The organism is Arenibacter certesii DSM 19833 (genome assembly GCF_000429545.1).
In the GTDB taxonomy this organism is placed as follows: domain Bacteria; phylum Bacteroidota; class Bacteroidia; order Flavobacteriales; family Flavobacteriaceae; genus Arenibacter; species Arenibacter certesii.
This window is the reverse complement of the sequence record NZ_AUCB01000027.1, coordinates 30,003-54,139: the sequence shown is the minus strand read 5'-3', so window position 1 is coordinate 54,139 and position 24,137 is coordinate 30,003. Positions and strand designations below refer to the sequence as shown.

24 protein-coding genes and 1 pseudogene are annotated in these 24,137 nt (G+C 36.6%); 10 read left to right on the top strand and 15 right to left on the bottom strand.

Features of this window, described 5'->3' with window-relative positions:
* The first annotated feature begins 9 nt into the window (after positions 1-9).
* From G466_RS0113615 to G466_RS0113600, 4 genes are all read left to right on the top strand, one after another.
* Positions 10-1,827: an SLC13 family permease gene (locus G466_RS0113615; RefSeq protein ID WP_026814172.1), complete on the top strand. Its 1,818-nt coding sequence runs from the start codon at positions 10-12 to the stop codon at positions 1,825-1,827.
* A 250-nt stretch (positions 1,828-2,077) separates the two neighbouring features.
* Positions 2,078-3,658, top strand: coding sequence for an FG-GAP repeat domain-containing protein (locus G466_RS0113610; RefSeq protein WP_026814171.1), 1,581 nt, complete (start codon positions 2,078-2,080; stop codon positions 3,656-3,658).
* 562 nt (positions 3,659-4,220) lie between these two features.
* Positions 4,221-5,780: a sensor histidine kinase gene (locus G466_RS23225; RefSeq protein ID WP_051315666.1), complete on the top strand. Its 1,560-nt coding sequence runs from the start codon at positions 4,221-4,223 to the stop codon at positions 5,778-5,780.
* A gap of 3 nt (positions 5,781-5,783) precedes the next feature.
* Positions 5,784-6,191: a response regulator gene (locus G466_RS0113600; protein ID WP_026814170.1), complete on the top strand. Its 408-nt coding sequence runs from the start codon at positions 5,784-5,786 to the stop codon at positions 6,189-6,191.
* A gap of 115 nt (positions 6,192-6,306) precedes the next feature.
* On the opposite strand, the gene G466_RS0113595 is transcribed toward G466_RS0113600, so the two are convergent.
* Positions 6,307-7,173: a DUF808 domain-containing protein gene (locus tag G466_RS0113595; RefSeq protein WP_026814169.1), complete on the bottom strand. Its 867-nt coding sequence runs from the start codon at positions 7,171-7,173 to the stop codon at positions 6,307-6,309.
* Between the two features lie 339 nt (positions 7,174-7,512).
* On the opposite strand from G466_RS0113595, the gene G466_RS0113590 reads away from it, so the two are divergent.
* The 4 genes from G466_RS0113590 to G466_RS24610 all read left to right on the top strand — a co-directional run bounded on the left by G466_RS0113590 (position 7,513) and on the right by G466_RS24610 (position 9,782).
* Positions 7,513-8,046, top strand: coding sequence for a lipid-binding SYLF domain-containing protein (locus G466_RS0113590; RefSeq protein WP_026814168.1), 534 nt, complete (start codon positions 7,513-7,515; stop codon positions 8,044-8,046).
* Between the two features lie 242 nt (positions 8,047-8,288).
* Positions 8,289-9,107, top strand: coding sequence for a glucose 1-dehydrogenase (locus G466_RS0113585; protein WP_026814167.1), 819 nt, complete (start codon positions 8,289-8,291; stop codon positions 9,105-9,107).
* A 51-nt stretch (positions 9,108-9,158) separates the two neighbouring features.
* Complete coding sequence (locus G466_RS0113580; protein WP_026814166.1) at positions 9,159-9,620, top strand: hypothetical protein; 462 nt, start codon at positions 9,159-9,161, stop codon at positions 9,618-9,620.
* Positions 9,621-9,653: 33 nt separating this feature from the next.
* On the top strand, positions 9,654-9,782 hold the full coding sequence (locus G466_RS24610) for a hypothetical protein (RefSeq protein WP_026814165.1): 129 nt from the start codon (positions 9,654-9,656) through the stop codon (positions 9,780-9,782).
* A 141-nt stretch (positions 9,783-9,923) separates the two neighbouring features.
* On the opposite strand, the gene G466_RS0113570 is transcribed toward G466_RS24610, so the two are convergent.
* The 3 genes from G466_RS0113570 to G466_RS0113560 form a co-directional block, all read right to left on the bottom strand.
* The gene (locus tag G466_RS0113570; protein ID WP_026814164.1) at positions 9,924-11,546 is read right to left on the bottom strand and encodes a beta-N-acetylhexosaminidase; all 1,623 of its coding nucleotides are present in this window, start codon (positions 11,544-11,546) and stop codon (positions 9,924-9,926) included.
* Positions 11,547-11,807: 261 nt separating this feature from the next.
* Positions 11,808-12,221 (bottom strand): hypothetical protein, encoded by a 414-nt coding sequence (locus G466_RS22035; RefSeq protein ID WP_051315665.1) that lies wholly within the window; start codon positions 12,219-12,221, stop codon positions 11,808-11,810.
* Between the two features lie 178 nt (positions 12,222-12,399).
* The gene (locus G466_RS0113560; RefSeq protein ID WP_026814163.1) at positions 12,400-13,257 is read right to left on the bottom strand and encodes a universal stress protein; all 858 of its coding nucleotides are present in this window, start codon (positions 13,255-13,257) and stop codon (positions 12,400-12,402) included.
* Positions 13,258-13,425: 168 nt separating this feature from the next.
* On the opposite strand from G466_RS0113560, the gene G466_RS0113555 reads away from it, so the two are divergent.
* Both G466_RS0113555 and G466_RS0113550 read left to right on the top strand, forming a co-directional pair.
* Complete coding sequence (locus G466_RS0113555) at positions 13,426-15,714, top strand: beta-N-acetylhexosaminidase (RefSeq protein ID WP_084418840.1); 2,289 nt, start codon at positions 13,426-13,428, stop codon at positions 15,712-15,714.
* A gap of 173 nt (positions 15,715-15,887) precedes the next feature.
* Positions 15,888-16,151 (top strand): hypothetical protein, encoded by a 264-nt coding sequence (locus tag G466_RS0113550; protein ID WP_157373888.1) that lies wholly within the window; start codon positions 15,888-15,890, stop codon positions 16,149-16,151.
* Positions 16,152-16,183: 32 nt separating this feature from the next.
* Here the strand turns inward: G466_RS0113550 and G466_RS0113545 are convergent, their stop codons facing one another.
* From G466_RS0113545 to G466_RS0113500, 11 genes and pseudogenes are all read right to left on the bottom strand, one after another.
* Positions 16,184-17,026, bottom strand: a complete 843-nt coding sequence (locus G466_RS0113545; protein ID WP_026814160.1) for a restriction endonuclease — start codon at positions 17,024-17,026, stop codon at positions 16,184-16,186.
* Between the two features lie 10 nt (positions 17,027-17,036).
* Positions 17,037-17,426, bottom strand: a complete 390-nt coding sequence (locus tag G466_RS0113540) for a hypothetical protein (RefSeq protein ID WP_026814159.1) — start codon at positions 17,424-17,426, stop codon at positions 17,037-17,039.
* Between the two features lie 52 nt (positions 17,427-17,478).
* A pseudogene (locus G466_RS24495) lies at positions 17,479-17,874 on the bottom strand (LOG family protein); the annotation flags it as partial.
* Between the two features lie 12 nt (positions 17,875-17,886).
* A complete protein-coding gene (locus G466_RS24490) occupies positions 17,887-18,186 on the bottom strand; it encodes an LOG family protein (protein WP_229797213.1) in 300 nt (99 codons plus the stop codon).
* Positions 18,186-19,307 carry an ABC transporter permease gene (locus G466_RS0113530; protein ID WP_026814158.1) on the bottom strand — a complete coding sequence of 374 codons (1,122 nt, stop codon included), beginning with the start codon at positions 19,305-19,307 and terminating at the stop codon, positions 18,186-18,188. Before G466_RS0113530 ends, G466_RS24490 begins: the two co-directional genes overlap by 1 nt.
* Positions 19,307-20,413 (bottom strand): ABC transporter permease, encoded by a 1,107-nt coding sequence (locus G466_RS0113525; protein ID WP_026814157.1) that lies wholly within the window; start codon positions 20,411-20,413, stop codon positions 19,307-19,309. Before G466_RS0113525 ends, G466_RS0113530 begins: the two co-directional genes overlap by 1 nt.
* 20 nt (positions 20,414-20,433) lie before the next feature.
* On the bottom strand, positions 20,434-21,168 hold the full coding sequence (locus tag G466_RS0113520; protein WP_026814156.1) for an ABC transporter ATP-binding protein: 735 nt from the start codon (positions 21,166-21,168) through the stop codon (positions 20,434-20,436).
* The gene (locus G466_RS0113515) at positions 21,165-22,070 is read right to left on the bottom strand and encodes an ABC transporter ATP-binding protein (RefSeq protein ID WP_026814155.1); all 906 of its coding nucleotides are present in this window, start codon (positions 22,068-22,070) and stop codon (positions 21,165-21,167) included. The genes G466_RS0113520 and G466_RS0113515 overlap by 4 nt, the downstream gene beginning before the upstream one ends.
* 126 nt (positions 22,071-22,196) lie before the next feature.
* Entirely contained in the window at positions 22,197-22,652 is a 456-nt protein-coding gene (locus G466_RS0113510) for an OsmC family protein (RefSeq protein WP_026814154.1), read from the bottom strand.
* 8 nt (positions 22,653-22,660) lie between these two features.
* Complete coding sequence (locus tag G466_RS0113505) at positions 22,661-23,152, bottom strand: hypothetical protein (protein WP_026814153.1); 492 nt, start codon at positions 23,150-23,152, stop codon at positions 22,661-22,663.
* A 95-nt stretch (positions 23,153-23,247) separates the two neighbouring features.
* Positions 23,248-24,135 carry an HlyD family secretion protein gene (locus G466_RS0113500; RefSeq protein WP_026814152.1) on the bottom strand — a complete coding sequence of 296 codons (888 nt, stop codon included), beginning with the start codon at positions 24,133-24,135 and terminating at the stop codon, positions 23,248-23,250.
* Positions 24,136-24,137: the final 2 nt, after the last annotated feature.

Sequence of the window (24,137 nt, the reverse complement as noted above, 5' to 3'; positions counted from 1 at the left end):
CTATATGGAATGACAGTAGACATAATCCTAGTATTTCTAGTACTGGCAACGGTAATTGTATTATTTGCACTAGAGATATTCCCCGTTGATAAAATTGCCTTTTTCATAATCGTATCGCTAACATTACTAGGATTAATTTCTCCTGAAGAAGCTATCAGCGGATTTTCCAACAGTGCCACTATAGCCGTCTTGGCTTTAATGATTTTGGCCATTGCCATGGAGGAAAACGGCGTTATTTCATGGCTCACTTCTGGCTTGGGAAAGTTAAAAGGATTATCTATCTATGTCATGGCCCCATTGTTTATGGTGGTTACTGCGAGTATTTCGGCCTTTATCAGTACAACCGCAGTAGTCATCGTTTTTATTAAAATAATAAATCAGCTCTCCGAACGATTTAAAGTCCCAAAATCAAAATTATTGCTTCCCATTTCCTTTGCGGGTATTTTGGGTGGATCCTGTACCCTAATGGGGACCTCCACCAACTTAATCGTTAATGCAGTCGGTAAAAATTTGGGAGCTCCTGCTTTGGGTTTCTTCGAATTTACTGCAATAGGACTTATTTTTCTTGGGGTTTCTATAATATACCTTACGTTGGCCCTGAGGTGGTTGCCATGGAGTAAGGATAAGGATCTAAATGAGGATTATAGTTTAGATAACTATATCACTAGTGTGCGTATTAAGAGCGAATCCCATTTAGTGGATAAAAGAATAGAAAATACCTTTTTATACAATAATCCAGAACTGTCCTTACTACAACTAGTACGAGACAACCGAGTGCATAACGCACCGGGAAAATATATTACCCTTAAGGAGAACGATGAATTGCTTCTTATGTGCGATATAAAAAACCTATCCAAATTAAATGAATCTCAGGGCCTGGGTGTAAATGAGCAGCATCATTGGATGATTCCTGATAAACCAACGGAAGAAGGAGAGAAAGGATCCAAATTGGATGAACGTGTATTTGTGGAACTCCTAATGTTGCCTGGTGCAGCGCTCTTGGGAAAAACATTGGGTAATCTTAGAGGGTATATGCAACAAGATGTACTGCCTATTGCCATTAAAAAGCGGAAAACGCTTACCAACATTCATCAAAGAATGGTGCGAAGTAGTGTAAATAAACTGGTTCTAAAAGCAGGTGATAGATTATTGGTAGATGTTAGTAGGGAAAATGTGCAATCCTTAGAGGCTATAGAAAATATTGTGTTGCTTCAACAATTGGATAGACCAGAAAACAATGCGCCCATTAAAAAATACTTTTCCTTAGCAGTCCTTCTAATGGTGGTTGCTTTGGCCGCAACAGGAGTCTTATCTATTATGGTAAGTGCACTATCGGGAGTGGCCCTGCTGTTGCTGACTAATCAACTATACCTTGATAGGGTGTATAAAAAAGTGAATTGGCAGATATTCTTTCTACTCGCAGGGATGATTCCTTTGGGTCTCGCCATGAATAATACTGGTGCCGATACATGGATCTCAGAACAATTATTGGGGTTCTTGGAGGGACAGCCCCAAATGGTGGTCATAGGAACGCTTTTTTTTGTAACCATGGTTATGAGCGGGGTGGTTAGCAATAATGCTACTGCGATTATTATGACACCTATTGCGATAGCAGTAGCCCATGGTCTGCAATTAGATTTTAAACCGTTTATACTAGCAGTAATGTTTGCCGCTAATTTTAGTTTTTTTACCCCGGTAGGATATCAGACCAATACCCTGATCTACGGTATTGGCAACTATAAATTCAAACATTTTTTTATCATAGGAGGAATACTGAGCCTTATTTTATGGGTCTTGGCTACAGTATTGTTAACGCGTATGCTCTAGTTACAGCAAGGACTACTGGCTTCAGGATTACACATTAATTAAATGATCCAAATATAAGGTGCTTAGGTAGTTTGCGGCTTGTAATAATAGAAATAACGGATTCTCGATGGGTCATTATTGGGTAGGATACAGACATTTATGCTATTTCAAGTTGAAATCATTGGATTTAAAGTGCTATTTTGTGTTCTATCCATGTTTGCATTCTAATTTATACGAGTGCAATATGTAGTATTGAGTAAGGTAAACTGGTATGAGGAGATATGTTCTATTAGGTGTTTTATTGATGCTGTTTACCTCTTGTATAGAAAGAAAAAAAGCAACTCAAAATTCAGAAATCAAAGACGTACCAGTTTCAAAACTTCAAGGGGAGGCGTTAGCACGTATCCATTGTTCCCGTTGTCATCTTTTTGTTCCCCCAGATAGTTTGCCAAAGTTTAGTTGGAGGGAGGACGTGCTTCCGGCTATGGCTTTTCGGTTGGGGATTTTTGATGGTGATCAGCAACCAGATAGCCTATTTGAAAAGGGTAGTGGTGGAGATAGAGTCAGAAATGCCAATATTTTTCCGGATCAACCCCTATTGGCTAAGGCGGACTGGGATAAAATTGTGAATTATTATATTGATAGTGCGCCAGACGCTATGCCATCCATATCGTACTCTAAAAAAATAAGGATGGGCTTAACACATTTTATTTATAAGGAAGTAGCTTATTCACAAAGACCTCCATTAACCACTATGGTGAAAATTAGGCCAGAAGGAAAGGGTGTGGTGTATGCAGATGGAAAGCAACATATAAATAGTCTAACCTTCCTGACACCTAATTTGGAAAAGGAACAGGTAGTACGATTAAAAACGAGTCCCGTTCAATACCGTGAAATAAATAATACTCTTTATGTGACTACGGCAGGTAAAAATATTTTTCCAAATGATGCAGCGGAGGGAACCCTTCAAAAGATAACCACTTCTGGACCTGGGATGCAATTAAATAGCACGGAAGTACTCATAGAAAATATGCAACGTCCCGTATTTATAGCATATGGAGATTTAAATAACAATGGAAGAGAGGATATTGTTTCCTGTGAGTTTGGGAACCAAACAGGAAGGTTAGTTTGTTATTTTAATGAAGGAGAGAAAGGTTACAGAGAGCAGTTACTAAATAATAGGCCAGGAGCTATTTCAGCAGTAATAAAGGATATGAATGGGGATGGGCTAAAGGATATCATAGTGTTGATGGCGCAAGGCGATGAAGGGGTCTTCTATTATGAAAATAAGGGAGACAGTTCTTTTGAAGAAAAACGACTGTTATCATTTCTGCCCTTATATGGATCACAATATATAGAACTGGCTGATTTTAACAATGATGGTTTGGATGATATACTCTATGTATGTGGGGATAATGCGGATAAAACCCCATTCCTGAAAAATTATCACGGGATTTATATATTTATCAATGAAGGGGACCTACAATTTAAACAAGCGTACTTTTATCCTCTCAATGGGGCGTATAAGGCTGTGGCGAGGGATTTTGACCTAGATGGAGATCTGGATATCGCGGCTATATCTTTCTTTCCGGACTACATCAGCCATCCAGAAGAGAGTTTTGTTTATTTGGAAAATAAAGGGGAATTGGATTTTGAAGACTACACCTTCCCTCAATCTACAAATGGCAGGTGGATCGTTATGGATGCCGAGGATCTGGACGGGGACGGAGATGTAGACGTGGCCTTGGGGTCTTTTGTTTATTTCACCCCAGCAGGGGATACTACGGGACTGGGAAAAAAATGGCTTTCTACTAGCCCGTCTGTTATTATTCTGGAAAATACCATAAAATAATCCTGTTTCCTAAGGGAATTGATGGATAGAATGTAGACCAAAAAACAGCTGCAGTAATTCCAGTGTAGCGTAATCCCTAAACCTAAGTCCCAAGTAAATTAGTATGTACCTAATTAGGAGTTGTTGCTTATTATGATGTAGTGGAACACGGAAACGGTATCTGGATTATTTTATGGAATTCATGAAAATATTAAAAAAGTAAGATTCAAAATTTTATTTTGTAAGTAATTGTGACTAATTTGGCGCATTTAACGGGTCATAAATTTTTATCATACTACTTCTCCAAGTATTTTGGTGCGCAATCGTCTGGCTACTGATGCCGATATCGTTTTCCGTAAGGATCACTGTAATGAACAGATTACATTAAAGCCCGACGGTAGAATGCATGTTTAATACTTGAGAATGATATAGAGTAAGTATAAAATTTCTATGTTTTACATTAGGGTTAATAGCGTTCAAGTTGTTTAATTTAAAAGGCATTGTACAACGCAAAAAATGGTAATTCGGTCTAGAAAAACCCCATTATTTTTAAAATTAAATTTTAAATTAGGCTAATGAAATAATGGAAAAAAGACTCGTATTTATATCCTTAGCGTTATTCGTAGTAACAACAGCTACCATTTGGAGAATATCTTATCAAAGAGTTGATGTGTACCAGAGTAATGTAGAGCTGGTAGAAAATATTAAAGCTGCTAACCGTCTTTCCACTGCCAATTATCAATTAGAAAATTTATATGATTTTAGTAAAAAACATGTGTTTTTTATTAGGGACCTTATCAAATTAGATCTAGAATCAGATCTTTCTATTGAATTAATTAAAGAAAAACTAGGTATGTTTCTAAAGACCGATGACAATTATTTCTTAGCCCGATTTATAGATCCTTTGGGGATGGAAATAATTCGTGTTGAGGATAATAAAATATCGGATGCAGATATCATTCAGTATAAAGGAAATCGCTATTTTTTTAAAGAGTCCATAAGACTAAAGCAGGGAGATTTATATGTTTCTAATTTGGATCTTAATATGGAGCATGGTGAAATAGAAATTCCGTATAGGCCAACCATTCGATTTTTTACGCCCTTATTTCTTAACGATGAACTAAGGGGAATTGTAGGATTGAATTTAAAAGCTCAAAATTGGCTTACTCATTTTAAACGTCAACATGTTGGATTGCTAACCGATAATAGAAAGGATTTACCTGTTGGTTACGGGGAATTGTACTCTATTTCTGAAGAGGAATTACTTCAAAAAAATCGAAATGAGAATCCAATATATTCATATCGTGCAGTAAATTTAGAAGGTAAAACCCTTTTTACACTTTATACTAAAATCAATAATGAGCTTATTGACAAAAAAGTGAAGGACTATAAGAATAGGACCTTTTTATATGCCTTCTTGTTGAATACTGGGGTGGTTTTATTTCTTTTCATAATCTATAGCTTGTACAGAAAGAATTCCGCTATATATGTTTTAAATAAGAAGGTGGAAATCCGGATTAGAGAAAGGGATCTGCTACTTAAAGAAATTCATCATAGGGTAAAAAATAATCTTCAGGTTATTACTGGTTTATTAAGCTTGCAGTCGAGTTTTATAAAGGACGAGAAGACAAAGGGGCTTTTTAGATATGGACAGTATAGGATAAATTCCATGTCTATAATTCATGAAATGCTATACCAATCCGATGATTTAACAAAAATAGATTATGGGGAATATTTAATACGATTAGTGACCAATCTTATTGCTTCTATGAAAGGGGGGGATTCCAACATACATCTAAACGTTAACGCTGATGAGCTTTATCTCAATTTGGATACTTCTGTTCCCTTGGGTCTTATAATCAATGAAATAGTTACCAATTCATTAAAGTATGGCATTGTTAATGGAGCAGAAGGTAATATTTATATAGAGATCGAAAAATTAAAATATCCAAATTACATTCTTAAAATAGGCGATGATGGTATTGGGTTTCCGGAGGAGGTGGAATTTAAAAATACGAAATCCCTTGGGTTAAAATTAATACATAAACTAGTTGTCCAGATTAAAGGAGACATTGAAAAAGATTCATCAAAACCTGGAACTCACTATATAATTACATTTCAAGAAATAGAAGAAATTTTGTAGACTATGTTGACAAAAATACTAATTGTTGAGGATAACATGGTTATCCAAATGTTTTTGGAATGTACCATTGATGAGATTGAGAATGTAGCTATTACAACAGCTAATAATGGTGAAGAGGCGTTAGCAATTATGGAGGAGGAAGTTCCAGATCTTGTCCTTTTAGATATTGGATTAAATGGAGAACGAAACGGGATAGAAATTGCTGAGTTGATCAATGAAAAATACGGTATTTCCATTGTTTTTATCACCGGAAATTCGGACCAAACTACTTTAGAAAGAGCTCAAAAAGCGAATCCAGAATATATCATCAATAAACCCATCGATGAAAATCAATTGAAAAAAGAGATTTTACGGATCATATTTAAAATATCGAACCGCAATATTGATAAGGGACAAGAGTATAAAAAGTAAATTTCAAATGCTTTTAATACCATAATTACCCCATTACAAAATTTAACAATCAGTGTACATAGGATCTTAGGCCTTATTTATGTCATTAGGGTTTACTATTCTAGCCATTAATTCCTTATCGCTTTATTACCCTTTTTACTAGTAATACGATTAATAAACAAATAACTCCAACTATCAACCCTACTATAAATTCACTAATAATGGATGGAATACCTGTAAACCAATGGTGAAGGAATTCCAGGTTATGCATAAAAATCCCCCCAGCTACCAATAGCAAGGCAATAGTTCCTATTACGGACAGACTTCTAATTACAACCGGGAGAGCGTTTACCAAAAACCGACCTATTTTATCAGAAATACTATCATCCTCTTCATTGAGATCAATTAATTTAAAGCCAAAATCGTCCATTCTAACGATAAGGGCTACAATGCCGTATACGCCTACCGTTGCGATAAGGGCAATAATTGATACTACTATTATCTGGATCGTAATCGGCTGACTCACCACAGTTCCCAAAGCAATAATCACTATTTCAACCGAAAGAATAAAATCAGTAATGACAGCTGATTTAATCTTATCCTTTTCTTGAGCTAATATCTGCGCTTTTGTAAGCTCCTCATGCACCACTTCTTTTGCCCCATGATTGCGATGAAATAGAAACTCATGAACTTTTTCTGCTCCCTCATAGGCTAAATATAGTCCACCCAGCAATAGAATTATTGTAACCGCGACGGGCAAAAATGCACTAAGAGCAAAGGCAACTGGTAAAATTATTAATTTATTGAGCATGGACCCCTTGGTAATGGCCCATAAAACCGGTAATTCACGAGAGGAAACAAATCCAGAGGCTTTTTCGGCATTTACAGCAAGATCATCCCCTAGAATACCAGCAGTTTTCTTACCTGCAATTTTACTCATTGCTGCTACATCATCCATTAGAGCTGCAATATCATCCAGCAATGCAAAAAAACCTGACGCCATATTTATTTGTTTTAATTTAATAAAGTGGAAAGCAAGATTACGTAATTTTTATTTTTTTTAATGCTTTAAAAGCGGATTTTCTTATTGCTATTACGATAATTTTCCCAAGTTGATTGATTTGGAGTTAGACTGTACCAATTCGTCTTCCTTTTGAAAATAGATTCGGTTTAATTTTTCGCGAGTATAATTACCAAACACACTAAAACTTTTATGATTAGGGTTAATGTGCTTGTAGACAGTATTTTAAATTTGACATTCAGGAGAGTTTTCCTAAGAGGATTGAGAACACCCGCTTCGGAAGAGCTTTTAAAAATAAATGTTAAACTAAAAATATACTGTATGAAAACTTTAAAATGTGTAACTACTATGGTTGTCCTATTGGTAACCTTTACTTCTTTTGCTCAGGATGATAAAAATCAAAAAATAATTAACGCAGCAGAAGAAGCAAAAATGAATGCCGAAAACATGGATGCAGGGTTAGATCTTTTCTTTAATAATGCATCTGGCTACGTAATATTCCCTAATGTTGGGGAGGGTGCCTTTATTGTAGGAGGTGCTTCTGGAAATGGTGCAGTTTATGAGAATGGTATATTGGTTGGAATGGCCGACCTTAAAAAATTGGATGTGGGCCTTCAAGCAGGTGGACAAACCTTTACAGAAATTATCTTTTTTGAAACCGAAGACGCATTAAATCATTTTAAACAAGGTAAATATGAGTTTTCTGCCGAGGCAAAAGCGATAGCCTTAGAAGAAGGAGTTGCTGCCAACGCAAATTATAATGATGGAGTGGTAGTATTTGTAATTCCTAAAAAAGGGCTTATGGCAGATTTATCTGTAGGTGGACAAAGACTAGCCTATGTTCCTTTAAAGTAATCAACATATACCTGAATTTTATATACCCTGTCTTGTGGCGGGGTATTTTTATTCTATGGTGCAGGCTAACACCTACTATACTACCCCGAATTGCTAATCTACATTAAAGGGTTTTAATGGGCTGATAATAGATTTGCTTATGGTTGGTTAAAATTTTAACGCAATCCGTTTAAACTTTTCCTTTAAGGCAATATTAGCCCCTTTGTAATTAGAAATTCTGTAAATTTATATAAAGCAAAAACATGCAAAAACCAAATAGAAGATTGGAAAATCAAACCTGTATTATAACAGGCGCTAGCTCTGGCATAGGTAAGGCAGTTGCCAAATCTATGGGCATGGAAGGCGGTAATATTGTAGTAAATTATAACTCTGGTAAAAAGGAAGCCGAAGAATTGGCACATTGGATAAGTGAGAATTCCGATTGCGGACAAGCTATTGTTTTTAAATGTGATGTTAGTAAAGAGAGTGAGGTGAAAGCCATGTTTAAAAAAACGATCGCTCATTTCGGTACAGTAGAAGTTTGCGTGGCGAATGCCGGAATCCAAATAGATCATCCATTACATGAAATGCCCTTAAAAGACTGGCAAAAAGTGTTGGATGTTAATTTAACAGGACAATTTTTATGTGCCAAGGAATCCATAATCGAATTTAAAAGAAGGGGAATGAGAAAAGGTGTTTCCAAATCCCTGGGTAAGATTATACATATGAGTTCTGTACATGAAGTTATCCCTTGGGCAGGCCATGCTAATTATGCTGCCTCTAAAGGAGGGTTGTTGATGTTGATGGAGAGCATCTGCCAAGAATATGGACCAGATAAAATACGCTGTAACAGTATTGCCCCAGGAGCCATAAAAACAGAGATCAACAAAGACGTTTGGAGCACTAAAGAAGGCGCAGAGGGAATGTTAAAGCTTATTCCCTATAAAAGGATTGGGATTCCCGAGGATATTGGGAGTGTTGCCAGCTGGTTGGCTTCCGATGAATCTGAGTATATAAATGGTACAACCATCTTTGTAGATGGTGGTATGACGTGTTACCCAGGATTTACCACCAATGGTTAATAAAGAAGCTTGTAACACCAATAGGAATAGTAATCTTTTAATCGATATATAATGGAAACGGATAGAGGAATTTGGATAACAAGACTTGATGATCTGCTTTGTGAGGTAATTTCTTCAAAGGAAGCTTATAGTAAATTATCACTGACGGAAGATATTCCGCTTAAACGTCAATTTTTTAAAGAGCAAGCTGAGCAGCGACTGGATTTTGAACAAATATTAAGTGACGAGATTATAGCCGTGAAGGAGGGAGGGGTGTTCAAACGGAAAAAAGAAGGAGCTTGTATTTTTGACAATGTAGCTGAAAAAGTGAATAGCACAGGCCTAACCTCTATTGAAGTGGACCGACTAATATTACAGCGGGAGCAAGATCTCATAAGAAAGTATCAGGAGGTATTAAATTATGAAAATATTCCTGACGCCACCAATGCAATTTTGCAGTCGCAGGCAGAAGATATAAACGATATAGCCCAAAAATTGATATTGGAGCTGAACTTGGAGGAAAATAATTTTTAATTGTATTACGAATAAAAAATAATCAACATAATCATGAAAAATATTATAAAAGCATTGTTGGCCGGATGGGGTGCAAAGAAAATAGGAGGAGGTAAATGTGGGTGTATAGGAACTATTGTTGTTTTTATAATCCTCTATTATCTGTTGGGATACGTCTTATAATTGCCTTCCAAAATAGGGGGCCAACCAAGATCGATAATTTATAAAAGTAGAAAACCGCCATTTTTGGCGGTTTTTAGTATCCTTGGTTCAGAGGAAGAATAAATCAGTAGACTACCAAAAGTCCAGCTACATTCAAACATGTTATTTAGGCATTGCCTCTTCTAACGGAGCGTAATAAATACCATTGTTTTTCCAGATTTCCAATAGGTTGGGAAGGGCATTTAGGAAACGATCAAAATCTTTCTGCTGAGGATGGGTCCAACCTGCTTCCGCATAGGCAGCTATTCGTGGAAAGGTCATAAAATCCATATATCCGCTAGTGGGTATCCATTCTCCCCACATCTGACTTCCAGTTCCAATTATCCTATTGTGATATTTAGCGTCTAAATCGTTAGGAATGGGATTAAAATTATAGGCCCTATTTAATGGGATATCTCCATAAGAATAATCTAGATACGTCTCCGTATGCAGCGAATTCACAATATTATAACCTTCTTTGGCTGCTTCTGTCATAAGTTTAATATCTCCTCTCCAGAAATGAATTACAGCAGATTTGGAAAGTTCGGTTTCTGCTTCACTATCCTTTTCAGCTTGATATTCATGAACATTAGTCCCTAGAATCTCGTTCCACCCCATCATTTTTCTTCCTTTACTTTCAATGTAGTTAGAAATCCTATTGGTGAAATCTACCTGTAGGTCGGCGAAGGTTTTTAGGTTATTCTCTTTCATATATTTCCTGATCTGCTCGGAATTCTCCCAGTGATCGTATTTTGCTTCATCCCCACCTATGTGAATTACTTCGGAAGGGAATAAGGCCATTACCTCGTCTAAGACATCGGTAAGAAATGAGAAGACCTTAGGATCTACCACGTTAAAAATATCCTTACTTACCCCAAAATTTATTGGGACTTCTATTTGTTTGCCAGAGGAACCTAGCCATGGGTAGGCTGCTATTGCAGCGGAAGAATGTCCGGGCATTTCTATCTCTGGCACTACTGTTATGTATCGCTCTTTGGCGTAGGTCAGAATCTCTTTTATATCTTCTTGGGTGTAAAAGCCCTCATGAGGTACACCAGACTGTATTGGGCTATTCCATTTTCTAGGACCCACTTGGGTGCTTAATCTTTTGGATCCCACTTGGGTCAATAACGGGTATTTTTTAATCTCTATTCGCCATCCTTGATCATCTACCAAATGCCAGTGGAAAACGTTCATTTTTAATCTGGCCATCTCGTTTAGTAGCTTCTTAACCTGTTCTTTTCCTTGAAAGTAACGTCCTTCATCCAACATAAAAGCCCTCCATCCAAAGCGGGGTACATCTATGATATTGATATATTCTAATTCCCTCTTCCCTTCTTTTTGTACAAGAAGTTGGCGAAGTGTCTGCAAACCGTAAAACAATCCTTGTTCATTGGCAGAAGAGATAAGGATCCCTTTTTTGTCTACCGTTAAGCTGTAAGCGCCATCGGTTGGATTTGCTTTTTTGCTGAGCTGTAATTTTAAATCTGATTTCCTCTTATCAGTACTTATTACTGATTTCCAATTAAAATCCGCTTCTAACATGTTAGAAGTATATCTTAATAAATGATTAAGTGTTGTATTATCCCCAGAAACCTGAAGCTCCTCTCCAAAAGAATAAACTCCGTTCTTAAGTTCTACGACATTGGGTTGCGGAATAACACTAATGTTGGAAGGTTGTGCTATTAAAAGAATTGGAACTAGAAATAACAAACTCAATGAAAACGCTATACTCCTTTTATTCATTTTAATTTATTTGAATTGATATTGGATTAGGTTTAATTACGGAATAAATATGGTTGCCCTGCTTTAAAGGCTGGGGATTTTGTAGATGCCAACCATTAATTTAGGTCTAAATCTACGGAATAATTAAAAATAGTACCTCTAACCAAGTCGAAAATTAACTTACTTTGGAATGGTTTTATGTTGATTCTATAACAGTACCTATCCTACCACTTTTCTTCAAAGAGGAGTATATGCTTTCTTGCTATATGTACTATATGCACACTAAGCTTTTTTAATAGTGCCGCTCACATAGTTATAAATCTCGGCCTTTAGGGTTTTAAAATCATCTGTACAATCCAATACTTCCATTTCCAGATCGTCGTGTTTGTGATAAAACGTAGCATCAAAGGTTTCTTTTCTGAACTGTGCTAAACCCCCAAGATGATTTTCGTGTTTCGAAATCAGTTGTCTTAGCTTTGATTTACGAGCTTCAAACTCTCCTAATCTCGTTAAATATTTCTGTATTCTTTCAAATAAATTAGGAGTATTGGGCTTAAAAATATCGGAGTTTAACAATTGGTGAATAAAACTTGTTTCGTTCTCCATAAACTGAAGGTCTGATTTCCAATGTTGTATGTGCCAATGTAATTTTTCAATTTTTGGTGCAGTGCTAAATGCTTCGTTGTTATCTTTCATCTGTTTAATTTTTATTGTTTCTTATCGGTCAGATGTAATTCGCCATTAAACATTTCGGTTGGTATCAACTTAATTGTTATGGCTCATTTCATAAGTATAATTTTTAATAGTGATGTTAATAAAAATCCCCCAACACAAAAGTTTGGGAAGGTATTTCAAAATAGTCAATTACCTATTTTCAGTTTTTAATTTTTAAAGCAAGTAGCGGAATCCGGGAGTAATATCCTAATTCCTTTACTAAAGGTCTAGAAAACATCATACTAAAGAAGTTATGTTTAGGGTTAATAAAGGCAATCATATTCGTATCACGACCATCAATAAAGGCATTGATTTCTTCGTGAATTGAGGATCCTGCTAATTCGTGAAAACTAAATTCAATGTCTTTAAACAGTGTTGTTAAAAGGGCTTTGTTAGCCTGTTGTGTTTTATGAAGTTTTTCAGACTTCGTAACAATATGCAGAACCTGAATTATAGCATGGTGCATCTTCGCGATGCTAATTAGGTGCCTTAATTCTACGGGTTTATGAGAAATAGTATAGTCTGTTGGAAAAACGATTTCCCTTGGAAGGATAAATTTCTGGTTTTCAGGAATTGCGAGTATTGGACATTCACTAATATGTTCCATAAGACTAATGGTATTGGTGCCATAAACTACCAATCTAGACCCAGTAATTCCTTTTGTACCCATTACTACAATATCTATGTTATTCTTGGTTATAATATCCTTTGTAGCGTTAATTAGAGTGTCGTAAGTAATAATGGAATGGAAGCTATGATCGTAATTATAGGAATGTAATTGGACAACCTTCATTAGTTTTCTAAAAAGCGCTTCGGCTTCTTTTTTTGCCGTTTCGTACAAGAACTGTTTGGGTTTTACAACCTTGGTTGCTCCACTAAGGGCATAACCATCCACCTCATAAGTGTGAAGTAGGTAAAACTCACATTTTTGCTTAGAATAAAGGTCTAAAGCATATTTTATAGCATTCAAGGCATTCACCGAAAAATCAGTTGGGAGTAAAATACGTATGCAATCCATTTTTTATCTATAATAAGAACCAATAATAACCTGTATTTAAATTAGATACTATGATATTGGTCAGGAAGATTATTAGGGAAAGTTTAGAGTATATTCCCGTTTGTTAGACAACCAATATACTACCCTGAAGGAATTGATTATTTTTATCGAATACATAATTTAGGTCTAATGATGAAAGTATTTAAATTACTCCCTTTTCTTCTTATTTTAATTATCACCTCCTGCAAAAAAAAAGAACCCATTTTTACAGGAATAATTCCACAACCTAATGAAATCACCTATCAAAAAGGTTCTTTTGAAATGAATAAAAGCACTATAATTGTCGTTGATAGTACGTTTGAGGGTAAAAAGCTAACAGCCGAATTGCAATCATTTTTAAGAGCCAATTTTAATTTAGACCTTAAGGCAACCTCTGAGAATCAGGATAATGCCATTCAATTGATCCTTTCTGATGAGGATGAACCAGAAGGAGCTTATGGCCTGACTATCGATAAAACAGGGGTGACGATTAAAGGAGGCACTTACCAAGGCTTGTTTTATGGTATTCAGTCGTTAAAGCAACTACTAACGCCAAAATCAGCCGTAAAAGAACCTGTCCTAAACTACGTAACCATTAGAGATGCCCCAGAATTTGGATGGAGAGGAATGATGTTGGATGTATCTCGTCATTTTATGCCTAAAGATGCTGTAAAAAAAGTGATAGATGTACTAGCAATGCATAAGATGAATAAATTTCACTGGCATTTGGTAGATGGGATAGGATGGAGAATTCAAATTGATGCTTACCCAGAGCTCACCAAAAAAGGGGCATGGCGTAAAGTAAAAGAAAACAAGAAACCATGGGAAGATTTTGAAGTGACTGAAGAAAATGCAGATGAGGAAGTGTATGGAGGTTACTATACCAAGGAGGATATTAGGGAGATAGTAGCCTATGCAAAGGACCGGTATATAGATGTGATTCCTGAAATAGAAATGCCAGGGCATTCGGAAGCCGCTTTACAATGTTACCCAGAATTCTCTTGTGATACCAAAGATATTACTGGTGTGTATTGCGCTGGTAACGATGGAACCTTTCAATTTTTAGAAAATATAATTAGTGAGGTAGTAGAATTGTTTCCTAATGAATATCTGCATATTGGTGGGGATGAAGTGGGAAAGGATTCATGGTTAAATTGTGATAAATGCAAAATAAGAATGCAAGAGGAAAACTTGCAAAATGGAGAAGAACTGCAAAGCTATTTTGTAAAAAGAATGGAAAAGTTTATACATTCTAAAAATAGGAAGCTTATTGGATGGGATGAGATTCTAGAAGGAGGCTTGCCAGAACGAGCCACGGTGATGTCTTGGAGAGGGGTTGTAGGCGGAATAGAAGCAGCTAATGCCGGACATGATGTAGTAATGTCACCGGGAGACCCTTTATATTTTGATCATAGTCAAGGTAAAAGTGAATTTGAACCTCCCTCCTGGGGCGGTTATAATAACCTATTAAAAGTGTACAACTTTGATCCTATTCCCACAGCTATTGAGGCAGATAAAAGGCACCATATTTTAGGCGGACAAGCCAATCTATGGACAGAGCAGATAGAAACCTTAAACCATGTTCAATATATGATGCTGCCTAGACTCACCGCCCTTTCCGAAGCACTTTGGACAAAATCTGATCATAAGGAAAAGGAATATTTTAAAGAAAAATTAGATTTTCAGTTAGATAGATTTCAAGACTTGGGCTATAATTTTGCTGGGAGTGCCATATCTCCCAACTATGAGGTAAGTTATAATAAGGGGAATAAGGTATTTAGCCTTAGTCTGTTTAACGAACTAGATCTATACGACATTAGATACACCTTGGATGGTTCCGAGCCATCAATGGAATCCAAACTGTATTCAGCGCCAATTGAATATGCTTCTACTATTGAATTAAATGCTCAATCTTTTAGGAATGGTAAGGCTATTGGGTTTCCCTTAATTAAAATGTTCTCTACTGGCTTTGGAGATCAGGCAACAATAACTTATACCAATCCCTATGACGAGACCTATAGTGGAGGAGGGGATAGGGCACTTGTAAATAATAAATTTGCCACTGCCCGTGGAGACGATCCTAATTGGCAGGGTATTCCGAAAAAAGATTTTGAAGTAGTGGTAGATCTTGGTGATGCCAAGGAACTGTCTTTCGTAGGGCTTAATTACTATCAGGACATAGGGGCCACTTCCGTAATGCTTCCTACACATGTCACCATATCCATTTCGAAAGATGGACACGACTATAAGACTGTTTTAAACGGAGCCATAGAAACCGTAGAGGAGAGAGAACCCATTATAAAAAAAATAGAGGCTAATTTTGCTAATCAAACGGTTTTCTATATTAAAATTACTGCCAAGAATCGAGGAACATTACCAGAGTGGCATTTGAGAAAAGGAGATGCATGGATCTTTATGGATGAAATATCTATAAAATAAATCAGTAAAAAGGCGACTCCAATGGTTTAAGATGAATTTTTCAGCAAAAAAGGCTAAGGTGATATATATCATTCCAAAAGAGAAAGGGGTAGATTAAATTTGTTGATCTCAGGATCAAATTAAAGGGGTAAATGCGGTCTCGAGAATATGGTATAATATTAAAATTGAGACGTATGAAAGCTAGGGCTAAATTGGAAAACTTAAACTGCAATGCAGATAAACAAATTATTATTCGAAATCTAAGTCGGATTATGAATGTCAGGGTTCTTGAGGTCAATATTGAAACAAGTACCATCAACTTTCTATATTCCACTTCTGTCGTTTTTGAGGAGGCGCAACGAGAGTTATGGCGAATAGGTTTTCCCATCAAAGCTTGTTCGATTAGTGGATTTGAGCAAAATCACCCAAATAAAGAAATAAGGGTAGAAATGGCTTAAACCTTAATTTGTTTACTATGTTGTTTGTAAAATTACAGATCACATAAATCCTTTATTTCGTTCATAACCTTTCTTTTTCTTAAGGATGAAATTCCAATTTTCTCCAGTGCTAGAGGAGCATTAAAAAGCTCAAGGGTTAAAATAATATCGTTCTCAATAAGTTGGTGTTTTTCTTTTTTAGACAGCGTAGTTAAGGTGGTTATAGGATAAAGTGCATAGTGATCTACGTTGTGTTTTATTCCATTGTTTTCTGGGTAATCCCAACTTAATAATTGCAGTCCCACACATTTGGAATAAGCTATGGCATCTGAAGAAAATCGAGTGTTGGTAACCAACCAGCCTTGTTTGAGGTGCGATTTTTTTAAAGGGTCCTTATTCCAACGATTTTGAATATCTAGAAAGCGTGAATTTATATATAATGGAACTCTGATATTGCTGACGGTTCTAGGATCTGAATGAAATTTGCATTCTACTGCATACGAGTTACCGTCTTTTTCGGCTAGCACATCCACTTCATGGGTAACGCATTCCCCCTGCAGAATTACACTAACCTCCGTTTCAAAACCTTTTTGACGGAGCAAAGCACCAATTAATCGTTCAAAAGGAAACCCTGTTGGTCCTAGATCCAATATGGCACGCTTTAAACTGTACTTGGAAGCGGAGACGCGGTTGTGTTTTTTTAATATGGAAAAAGCCCTTTTATATATTTCTTTGGAAGGCATGCCATCATAAAGTGTTGGGGTAATATACTCCACAATCATATCTATTTCCGCCTCGGATGCCTTACTTCTTCTTAGAGAGTTTTTTAATTTTTCGATTTTAAATTCTTCAATCTCTCCATTAAATTTCTTAATATATATTGGATTGTTTTCCATGATTTTTATGCTAATGTTTTCTGATTTTATAATAGGCCAGTACTGAGAAAACTAAGGTAAGAATAATCCTAAAATTCATAGCACCTATCGTCTTAATTTCAAAAATACCGTCTTGGTTTATATAAATCATCAACGCAATAGCAGCAAAAATCAGAAGAATAGTTATCCCGATCAAAACCCAATAGGTCCAGTTCATTGCTTTAAAGAATCCATAGACTGCTAATAGATACAGAAATCCGGCAATGAAATTGGTCCATACTATAAATGGAACGTAGGCCCCTTGTTGATTGCGTATTCCATACCAATCAAATATAAACGAACCACTCATAAACAGGGTTAGTATTGCAAAAATGATTAATGCAGTACCAGTAACGTATCTAAACAGCTGGTTTTTCTTCACGACTTAGGCTTTAAAATCTTCTACGGTTTTCCCCATACCACCATTTCGGTTCCTATTTTTTCTTTACCAAATCGAATTTATCTATAGCATGGACTTTTATATGATTTACAACCTCCTCCGCAGAATCTGTCGTAAAGATCAATTTCATATCTTCATGGCTTATGCTTTCGCTTTTTGTCATTAATTCTATATGCTGAATTAATTCTTTGTGGTATTCCTTGTCGAAAATAACGACCGGAAAATTTTCAATCATCCGGGTTTGAATTAAAGTAACTGCCTCAAATAATTCGTCCAAAGTTCCCATACCACCAGGCATTATCACAAAGGCGTAGGAGTATTTCATCAATAAATATTTCCGAACAAAAAAATACGGGATGTCAATCCATTTATGCAAATACGGGTTGGGCTTTTGCTCGAAAGGCAAGATAATATTTACTCCAACCGAATTACCACCGTTTTCCTACGCTCCTTTATTTGCAGCTTCCATGATACCGGGACCACCACCAGTCATAATGGAAAACCCTAACTTAGCGAGATCTGCCCCAATTTTTTCTGCACTTTTATAGTGATCCGAATCTGGTCGGAATCTAGCAGAACCGTAAACGGTTACACAAGGACCTATAAAGTGCATCTTTCGAAATCCACGTACAAATTGATACAAAACCTTAAAGGAAAAACTCAATTCTTTAAACCTAGAACGCGGTCCTTTTAAAAATTTGGATTCGCTTTTTTGTAAGTGATATTTGATTTCTTTTTCCATTAGTTAACTTTCTTATAACTCCATACGGCTAACGCATTCATCACTAACGCATAAGCCAAAGTTTTTAGTAGTTGGGGTAGTATAACCTGAAGACCAGCGCCTTTTAAAAGCACCATCCGCATTACTTCAACAAAATATTTTATTGGATTAATTTCGGTGAAAATTTGTGCCCATTGGGGCATACTTTCTATTGGGGTAAATAGGCCACTCATTAAAATAAAGATGACTATAAAAAACCACGCAATAAACATAGCCTGCTGTTGGGTATCGGTAAAGTTTGAAATTAGTAATCCCATTCCCAATATCACCAGAATGTAAATAGAAGTATAGAGATAGAGCAATGGAATGTTGCCCAACATGGGCGTATTGAAAATTAATTTTGCTAAAATCAGGCCGATCGTTAATAAACCCATCCCAATAATCCAAAATGGAAATAGCTTTCCCATGATAAATTGACTTTTTTTAATTGGGGTTACATTAATCTGCTCTAACGTACCTATCTCCTTTTCCCTAACTATATTCATCCCAGACAGGAAGAGGGTGATCATGGTCACCAACAACACCAAAATACCAGGCACCATAAAAGTTTTGTAATCCAAGCTTGTATTATACCAAAAAGAAGGACTACTACTAATATTTATTGGCTTAATACTCCGATGGGAAGTATCCATAAGGCTTACCCGAATATCACGATTATAGCCTTGAATTATTTGATTGATATAAACACTTTCTAATCCTGCTGCTGCGCCATCTATCGCATTGATGCTAATACCAAGTGTAGCAGATTTTTCCTTTATCAAATTCCGTTCAAAATGAATTGGTATTTCCAAGACCACATCTACTTCACCAGCAAGCATAGCGAAATTCGCTATCTTATTGGATGGGAAGTCCATTAAGACATCAAAATAAGAGGAGGCATTAAATTTTTCGATTAGGGAACGAGAAGTGGAGGTACGATCAGCATCGATATAGGCGAATTTTATATTTTTCACCTCATAGGTAGCAGCATTGGAGAGAATGACCAGTTGAAGGATGGGCAAGATGAAAATAATTGGCAACATCCCTTTATTTCTAAAGATCTGTTTAAATTCCTTTTGTACGATATAGCCTATAGTTCTCATTAGTCCAGCCTAATTTTATATTTCTTGACGCTTACGGCAATAAAAAAAACAGTCATACCTATCAGAATCAGAGTTTCCTTCCAAACAAATGCCAGTCCAACACCCTTGAGCATAATACCTTTAATGATGATGATAAACCATTTGGCGGGAATAATATTACTGATTACTTGTAGTGGTGCTGGCATACTAGAAATGGGAAAAATAAAGCCCGAAAGAAGTATTACGGGAAGCATTAACCCCATTAGTGAAATCATCATAGCAGATTGTTGCGTGTCTGAAATAGTGGAAATCAAAATTCCAAGTGCTAAGGAGGTAATGATAAACAAAACACTTTCTGCCCCTAACAAAATTAAACTACCCTCCACTGGCATTTTAAATATAAATATGCTTAAAAGTACAATGACAGCTGCGTTGATTATAGATAGGAATATATATGGGACCACTTTCCCTATAATCACTTGGAACGGTTTTAAAGGAGAAACCAGGAGAATCTCCATGGTCCCCAATTCTTTTTCTCGAGTGATAGAAATAGAAGTCATCATTGCCGAAACCAGCATTAAAATAATGGTCATTACTCCAGGAACAAACAGGAATACGCTCTTTAGCTCTTGGTTATAGACCATGCGAGTTTGCGGAATAATCTGATAGTCTAATTGAATACTCTTGTTTTTTTCTTGTAGATAATTTTGAAGGATGGCGTTTATGTAATTGGTTATAGAATTGGCGGTATTAGGATCGGTGGCATCGGTTATTATTTGAATTTGAGCGCTTTTTTTTTTGATGAGATTTCTACCAAAGTCTTTCTCAAAATTTAAGACCGCTTTTATTTTTCCTTTTTGAAAAACGCTTTCAATTTCCGCTTCCCGAGAAATTATCTGCTTAATACTAAAGTATTTGGAGTTGGAAATTTTATTGATGATTTCTAGGGTAGAAGTATCTTTAGAATGATCCAGGATAGCAATATTTACGTTGTTGATCTCATTGGTTATGGCAAATCCGAAAAGCAATATCTGGGCAATTGGCATTCCAAACAAGATAAAAAGCGAGCGCCTATCCCTAAAGATATGGTAGAATTCTTTTCTTATAAAACCTATAAATCGTTTCATCTGTGTGAGATCATCTTTCCTTATTCAATATTCCTAGCCAATTTTAAAAACACCTCGTTCATGGAAGCAACTTTAAATTGTTGTTTTAGATTTTTTGGTGTATCCAATGCTTCTATTTTCCCTTCTACCATGATGGAGACTCTATCACAATACTCGGCTTCATCCATATAATGTGTGGTGACAAAAATGGTGGTGCCTTGGTCTGCAGCTTTATAGATCATTTCCCAAAATTGCCGTCGGGTAATGGGGTCTACACCACCTGTGGGTTCATCCAAAAAAACAATTTTTGGCTCGTGAAGCAGCGCAACTGAAAAGGAGAGTTTTTGTTTCCATCCCAACGGCAGGGAACCTACCAATTTGCTCGAAATTTCATGCATGCCTAATTCTACTAGCGAGTCTTTACTCTTCTGCCTAATGGCTTTACGTGACAAACCATAGATCCCTCCAAAAAAGTTTATATTTTCTTGTACGGTAAGGTCATCATAGAGTGCGAATCGCTGACTCATATATCCGATATTTCTTTTAATAGCCTCGGGTTGGGTATACACATCGAAGTCCACCACCTTCGCTTTGCCCGAAGTGGGATGGGAAATTCCGATCAACATTTTTATCGCGGTTGTTTTCCCTGCACCATTGGCACCCAAAAAACCAAATATCTCTCCTTTTTTAACTTCAAAACTTATGGCATTCACCGCTTTAAAAGCACCAAATGCTTTGGTTAAATTTTCTACCTCTATGACGTTTTCGTTTTTCATTTTTTCGCTAATTCCATAAATGCATCCTCAATATCGGCATGGGTGGGGGCAATGGTAATGCCATTGAGACCAGAGGATTCTAAATGTTGTTGTAATTCTGCCGTTTTAAAAATGACCCTTTTATCGGTGTAGTGTACAAACTCGCCAAAGGGAAATACGCTATAGGTATGTTCATAGCGTTGTAAGGTCTGTATCAACTTATACATATTGTCTGCCTTAACGTTGTAAATGTCTTTTGGAAACTTATTTACAACAGCTTGGGGCATATCTATAGCTAATATCTCGCCATCTTGGATTAGGGCTATACGGTCACATAGGGCCGCTTCATCCATGTATGGCGTAGATACCAAGATGGTAATTCCCCGTTTTTGCAGTCTTTTGAGCATCTCCCAAAACTCCTTTCTAGAAACGGGGTCTACTCCTGTGGTAGGTTCATCCAAGAAAAGCACCTTAGGTTTATGGATAAGGGCACAGGAAAGGGCGAGTTTTTGTTTCATCCCACCCGATAGTTTACCTGCTCGGCGATCTTTAAAAGGGGCTATCTGCTCATAAATATCCTTGATTAAATCGTAGTTTTCGGCAATAGTAGTTCCGAAGATGGTAGCGAAAAAGTTGAGGTTTTCTTCTACAGTAAGATCTTGATAGAGGGAAAAACGCCCAGGCATATATCCTACCGAATTTCGGATGGCTTTGTAATCTTTAATTATATCCAATCCTGCTACGGTTGCCTTCCCATTATCTGGCAATAAAAGTGTGGTTAAAATTCTAAAAATAGTGGTCTTTCCCGCGCCATCTGGCCCAATAAGTCCAAATAACTCCCCCGGATTTACATCAAAAGTAATGTTCCGTACTGCAATTTGCTTCTTGTAAGACTTGTCGATATTGCTTAAGGAAATACCCATTATTTGTGATTTATATTTAGGGCATCAGGTAAACCCAATGCCCTGAATTATGTATTTATTGTATTATCAGCGTCTTATATTTTCTTTCCAGTCATGGGCATTAATTACCTTGAGCAGGCTAGATTCTTAGACCACAGCTACAGTTATTTCCATGGAAACCTTGGTATTTATTGAGTTTGATATTAGGCAGGCCTCTTCAGACTTTAGAAGAACTCGTTCAGCTCTATCCCTGTCTTTTTCGTGTATGATTATCAGTTTTGGTTTTAGGATTATTTCCGTCATCAATAGCTTTTTTCCTACTTTTTCCACGATTCCAACCGCCTCGCATTCAAAGGAGGTAAACTCCAATTTGGAATTCTCGGCGATGGCCAAAAAAGTAGTTAGCAAGCAACTGCTCACAGAAGCTGTAAATAAATGTTCTGGCGACCAAATATGGGGCATGCCCTTGGGGAACTCCGGTGGGGTAGCCACTTCAATACTATTATCTGTAGCACTTTCACCTGCCGAAAGTTCAGGAGAAGTAAGTACGCCTTTTCGCTCTTCTACCCATTTTAAATTGACCTTAAATTCATGTTTATCCATAGTTTTATTTATTTAAAGTAAGTGTAATACCCGTCTAAGTTTTCTTTTATACTCTTTATGGTTACTTTCCCGTTTTCAACAGAATTTACGTTTCCTAAAGCATCAATTTTCTTAATAAGGGGATGCAGAAAAACGTGTAGGTTATCATGTGAGGGTCCTGTCATAGTACATTCCTTTACCACGTAGTTTTTCTCATCATTTAATTTTGATGCTAGTTGGTGATAATCGCCCACGGATTTGTAATTGTTTTCTTTAATCAATTCCAACATATTCTCAACTCCTTCCGTGGTTTCTATATTGGCTTCCCATTTGTTACCACTATTTAGTTGAATTTCGGTTACCCAAGAATTGTTTAATACCATTTTATCATCTTCGTGTACGCTTTCATGAATAGTTTCAGTGCTTTCCACGTTTGTAGAGACATTACTTTTGTCCTGGGAATCCTTACAGTTAATAAATAGTGCTGTAATCATTACTGTTGTTAAAATTGTTTTCTTCATAATGCGTATTTTAATTTGAGTTTATAAATTTCTCGCCATAGGGGAAGGTTTTATGATTTGTGGTCAGCTTTCCTTTTCATCGAATAAATGAGAATCTACTGACCATGGATCCACATCTCAGCGGGCATTCCTATTTTTAGACTTCCATCGTTTTCGATTATAATTTTTATGGCATACACTAAATTGACGCGCTCTTCTTTAGTCTGAATAATCTTGGGAGTGAATTCGGCCGAAGAGGATATCCAGCTTATTTTACCCGTATACTCTTTCATTGTATCTCCAGAGTCGACTTTTACAGTGACCTGCTGACCAATTTTAATATTTGATAGTTGAGTCTGACTCAGATAGACCCGCAACTCCATGAGATTTAAATTGGCAACCTTATACAAGGGTTTGCCAAAGGAAACTAGTTCTCCAGGCTCGGCATATTTGGCGAGGACGGTACCATTAATTGGGTTAATTATATTGCTCCTTGTAATTTGCTCCTCAACCAGTGCCACCTGTGCGGCTATGGCTTTACCTTCATTTATAATAGGTGAATTTTTACTCTCTACATTTTTAATCTGCTTTTTCAAAACGTCTACTCGACTGTTAGCTTGATCTAATTGCTGCTGGGTGGCAGCATTGTCAGCAAACATGTTTTGTACGCGTTGCTGTTCAATTTTTATGTTCTTTAATTCTTCTTGTAGCATTTCTACTTGCGACCATACTCCACCAGATTTAGAGGCTACCGTAGCTTTGGTTGCCAGCAGTTGCTGTTTGTTTAAATAGGGTTGGAGGGTATCTACCAATCCTAATACAGCACCCTTTTCCACTAGTTGCCCTTCTTCTATGTTTAGGAATTGAAGTTTTCCATTGGCTTCCGATGAAATAGTGATTTCTGTAGCCTCAAAATTGCCATAACCATCTGCTTTTTTGTCATTAGAGCACGACAGTAGTAGCGCTATGAAGCTTATTGGAATAAGTAATTTGATTGATTTCATCT